At 71.6% G+C, this 4,504-nt stretch carries 3 protein-coding genes; 2 read left to right on the forward strand and 1 reads right to left on the reverse strand.

What is annotated here, in order from left to right; genetic code table 11:
• Positions 1–117 precede the first annotated feature (117 nt).
• Positions 118–1,161 carry an SPFH domain-containing protein gene (locus tag E1293_RS44800; protein ID WP_243717499.1) on the reverse strand — a complete coding sequence of 348 codons (1,044 nt, stop codon included), beginning with the start codon at positions 1,159–1,161 and terminating at the stop codon, positions 118–120.
• Positions 1,162–1,365: 204 nt separating this feature from the next.
• Here E1293_RS44800 and E1293_RS44805 point away from each other — a divergent pair, with 204 nt between their 5' ends.
• Together E1293_RS44805 and E1293_RS44810 are read left to right on the forward strand one after the other, a co-directional pair.
• Positions 1,366–3,132, forward strand: a complete 1,767-nt coding sequence (locus E1293_RS44805) for an acetyl/propionyl/methylcrotonyl-CoA carboxylase subunit alpha (protein WP_132205905.1) — start codon at positions 1,366–1,368, stop codon at positions 3,130–3,132.
• Between the two features lie 61 nt (positions 3,133–3,193).
• Positions 3,194–4,504, forward strand: a 1,311-nt coding sequence (locus E1293_RS44810) for a hypothetical protein (protein ID WP_132205907.1), incomplete at its 3' end; no start/stop codon positions are given.

Raw genomic sequence — 4,504 nt, forward strand, 5'->3', positions numbered from 1 at the left:
GACGACGACCGGTCGGCGAACGCGTACATCAGCAGGACGACCACCACGGCGGCCACCGCCAGCGCCACCAGCACGATCAGGAACCGCACGATCGCCTCCCCATCTCGGGCGCCGAGGTCACTTGCCCCGCAGCAGCGAGCCGTTCGGGTTGCCCGGCGCGTACACGGTGATGCCCTGCGGGAGGGCCTTCAGCTCCTCGATCCTCGCGCAGGTCGGGCACTTGTTGTAGCCGTTCTGGCGGGCCTGGTTGGCGGCGGCCTCCGCCTTGGCCGTGGCGACCTTCGCCTGCGCCTCGCTGACCTGCGCGAACGCGGCCTGCGCGCGGTCGACCGCGTCCTGCACCTTGTCCGGCAGGGTGATCCGCACCAGGTTGAAGTGAATGTTGGTGACGAACTTGCCGCCGAGCGTCTGCTCCAGGTCGGCGGCCAGGCTCGTGTTGATCGCGTTCTGCACCTTGGCGATGTTGGCGTTGTTGCTCTGCGCCTGCTGCTGCCCCACGGCCTGGGCGGTCTTCGGCGCGGAGGAGTTCTGCACCAGCGCGCAGGACGACACCAGCTCGGCGCAGCGGAAGCTGTTGATCTGGCTGCGCAGGTCGTTGTCGATCACCGGCCGGACGATCTGGTCGAGGAACGCCGACCAGCCGTCGTCGCCGTCGTAGACGTTGAACGTCTTCCCGTCGGCGCTGCGGAACTTGCGGGTGCCGTACTTGTCGTCGAAGTTCTTGAGGGCGGTGTGGTCCTGGTTGAGGGTGAAGTACAGCGTCCCCTCGATGCCCATGCTGACGCCGTCCGAGCTGGGCACGGTGACGACGTCCACCCCGGAGCGCTCCGCCTTCCGCGCCTCCGAGGTGATCGTGTAGAAGCGCTGCTGGGCGGGGTACTTGTGGACCTGCGAGTACAGGCCGATCCAGACCCGGCCCGAGCCCGGGTCGATGACCTGCCGGATCTTGTTGTCGTCGAAGAACCCGCCGTTGCGGACCACGGCGATCTCCCCGCCGCTGGTCCGCTCGAACCCGCCGAACAGGGCGCTCAGCACCGGTACGCCCACGACGACCAGCAGCACGGCGGCGACGATCGCGGTCCGCCTGCGGGGCCTGCCCAGCCCCGAGAACCGGCCTGCGCCCGTCCGGTCCTTGTCGGCGGTCGACTTCTTCTCGGCCACGGTCACTCCTCTCGCACCCGCGCCACTCGGCTGACGGGCTCCCGAATGAGACGGAGGAGAGTCTGGCCGGGATCCCCGCCGACCGGACGCTTTCCAGGCAAACCTCCCGCTATGCGGGACTGGAGCCCCTTATAAGGAGGCCCTTACGAAAAGCTGGATCGGCGGTTATCTAGACTGCCTGCGAGGTTGAAGGAGGAGACCCACGTGCGCAAAGTCCTGATCGCCAACCGCGGTGAGATCGCGGTCCGTATCGCCCGTGCCTGCCGCGATGCGGGGCTGGCCAGTGTGGCGGTGTACGCCGAGCCCGATCTGGAGGCGCTGCACGTTCGGGTCGCCGACGAGGCGTTCGCCCTGGGCGGGCAGACCGCCGCCGAGAGCTACCTGGACATCGAGAAGCTGCTGAAGGTCGCCGCCGACGCCGGCGCCGACGCCGTCCACCCCGGCTACGGGTTCCTCGCCGAGAACGCCGACTTCGCCGCCGCCGTCGAGAACGCGGGGCTGACCTGGATCGGGCCGCCGCCCGCCGCGATCACCGCGCTCGGCGACAAGGTGCAGGCCAGGCACATCGCGCAGAAGGTCGGCGCGCCGCTGGTCGCCGGCACGAAGGACCCGGTGTCCGGCGCGGAGGAGGTCGTCGCGTTCGCCGAGGAGCACGGGCTGCCGATCGCGATCAAGGCGGCGTTCGGCGGCGGCGGCCGCGGCCTGAAGGTCGCCCGCTCGCTGGACGAGGTCGCCGAGCTGTACGAGTCCGCCGTCCGCGAGGCCGTGGGCGCGTTCGGGCGCGGCGAGTGCTTCGTCGAGCGGTACCTCGACAAGCCCCGGCACGTCGAGACGCAGTGCATCGCCGACAAGCACGGCAACGTGGTCGTCGTGTCCACCCGCGACTGCTCGCTCCAGCGGCGGCACCAGAAGCTCGTCGAGGAGGCCCCGGCGCCCTACCTGTCGGACGAGCAGCTCGACCTGCTCTACACCTCGTCCAAGGCCATCCTGAAGGAGGCCGGGTACGTCGGCGCCGGGACCTGCGAGTTCCTCGTCGGCCAGGACGGCACGATCTCCTTCCTCGAGGTCAACACGCGGCTCCAGGTCGAGCACCCGGTCACCGAGGAGGTCGCCGGGGTCGACCTCGTCCGCGAGATGTTCCGCGTCGCCGACGGCGAGGAGCTCGGCTACGGCGACCCCGAGTTGCGCGGGCACTCGATCGAGTTCCGGCTGAACGCCGAGGACGCCGGGCGCGGGTTCCTGCCCGCCGTCGGCACACTCACCGCCTGGCAGCCGCCGACCGGGCCGGGCGTCCGGCTGGACTCCGGCTACGACGCCGGGCAGACCGTCCCGCAGGCGTTCGACTCGCTGATCGCCAAGCTGATCGTGACGGGCGCGACGCGGCGGCAGGCGGTCGAGCGGTCCCGCCGCGCGCTCGCCGAGTTCGTGATCGACGGCATGCCGACCGTCCTGCCGTTCCACCGGGCGGTGCTGGACGACCCGGCGTTCGTCCCGGCGGACGACGAGACGCCGTTCTCCATCCACACGCGCTGGATCGAGACCGAGTTCGACAACCGGATCCCGCCGTACGAGACGCCCGTCGCGGGCGACGAGGAGGAGGGCGGGCGGGAGCGCGTCACCGTCGAGGTCGGCGGCCGGCGCATCGAGGTCGTCCTGCCCGCGGGGCTCGGCGCCTCCGCGGCCCCCGCCGCGGGCGCGGCCGCGCCCGCCAAGCGGCGCGGCGGGAAGAAGGGCGGCGGCGCGCAGGCGTCCGGTGACTCCCTGGTCAGCCCGATGCAGGGCACCATCGTCAAGATCGTCGTCGAGGACGGCGCGACCGTGGCGGCGGGCGACACCATCGTGGTCCTGGAGGCCATGAAGATGGAGCAGCCGCTCACCGCGCACAAGGCCGGGACGCTGACCGGCCTGTCCGCCGAGGTCGGCCAGACGGTGTCCGCGGGCGCCGTCATCTGCGAGATCAAGGACTCCTGACCGGGCGCGAATCCGTCGGGCGAAGGACGCATCGGCCGGTCCACGTGGGCAGACTGGAGGTATGAGCACCGAGAAGCGGGCCATCCGGGCGGCACGCCGGGGCGCCGTCTCGGCGGTCATCGCCGCCGTCGCCGTGCCGGCGTTCGCCCTCGCGGCGCCCGCGACCGCCGCCACGGCCCCGACGAACACGGCCCCGTCAAACACGTCCCCGTCAAACACGTCCCAGATCACCACGGCACACGCGGTCCCGGCGGCAGCGCTGCCGCGGGCACCGGCCGACGACACGGTGGGGCAGATCGCCAAGGGCCTCATCGACGCGCGTCTTTACGTGACCAGCGGCGCCGGGAACGCGCTGTCCCAGGCGGACCAGAACGAGATCAAGACGTCGCTCGGCGGTGACAGCGACGCCGACGTCCGCGCCGTGGTCGTCCGCAACGACGTGACGAGCAGCGAGGTCCGGCAGCTGCTTCCGGCCGTCGCGCAGCGCGTCGGCAAGGGCCAGACGTACGTCGCCATCACCGCCGACGGCAGCCGCATGGGCGGGATCTCCAAGAAGCTGGACAGCGCGGAGATCAACCAGCTCGTGACCCGGACCGAGGGCGGGTCGGTGAAGGACCGGCTGGTCAAGTTCGGGGACCTCGCCGAGAAGAAGGTCGACGACCAGTCCAAGTCCAGCGCGACGGCCGGGTACGTGGTGCTCGGCGTGATCGTGCTCGCGGCGGCGGCGATCCTGGGCGTCATGCTCACCGTCCGGAAGCGGCGGCGCGAGCGCGAGGCCGAGCAGATGGCCGACCTCAAGCAGGGCGTGCAGGAGGACGTGACCCTCCTCGGCGAGGACATCGCCCGCCTCGACCTCAACGTCATGGACAGGGGCCTCGACCCCGACACCCGCGCCGACTACGAGCGCGCGATGAACTCCTACGACAAGGCCAAGGCGGCGACCGAGCGCGCCGCCAGGCCGCAGGACATGCAGGAGGTCACGACCGCGCTGGAGGACGGCCGCTACTACATGACCGCGACGCGCGCCCGGCAGGACGGGGAGCCCGTGCCCGAGCGGCGCGCGCCCTGCTTCTTCAACCCGCAGCACGGGCCGTCCGTCCAGGACGTGACGTGGGCGCCGCCCGGCGGTGTCGCCCGCTCCGTCCCGGCGTGCGCGGCCGACGCGGAGGCCGTCCTGCACGGGACGGACCCGGACGTCCGGATGGTCCCGTACGGCGGCGGCCGGCAGCCGTACTGGAACGCCGGTCCCGCCTACGCGCCCTACGCCGGCGGCTACTACTACGGCTACGGCGGGATGGACCTGCTCGGCGGCATGATGATCGGCACCATGCTCGGCTCGATGATGGGCGGCGGCCTCGGCATGGGCTACGGC

It is taken from the genome of Actinomadura darangshiensis (genome assembly GCF_004349235.1).
Classification (GTDB): domain Bacteria; phylum Actinomycetota; class Actinomycetes; order Streptosporangiales; family Streptosporangiaceae; genus Spirillospora; species Spirillospora darangshiensis.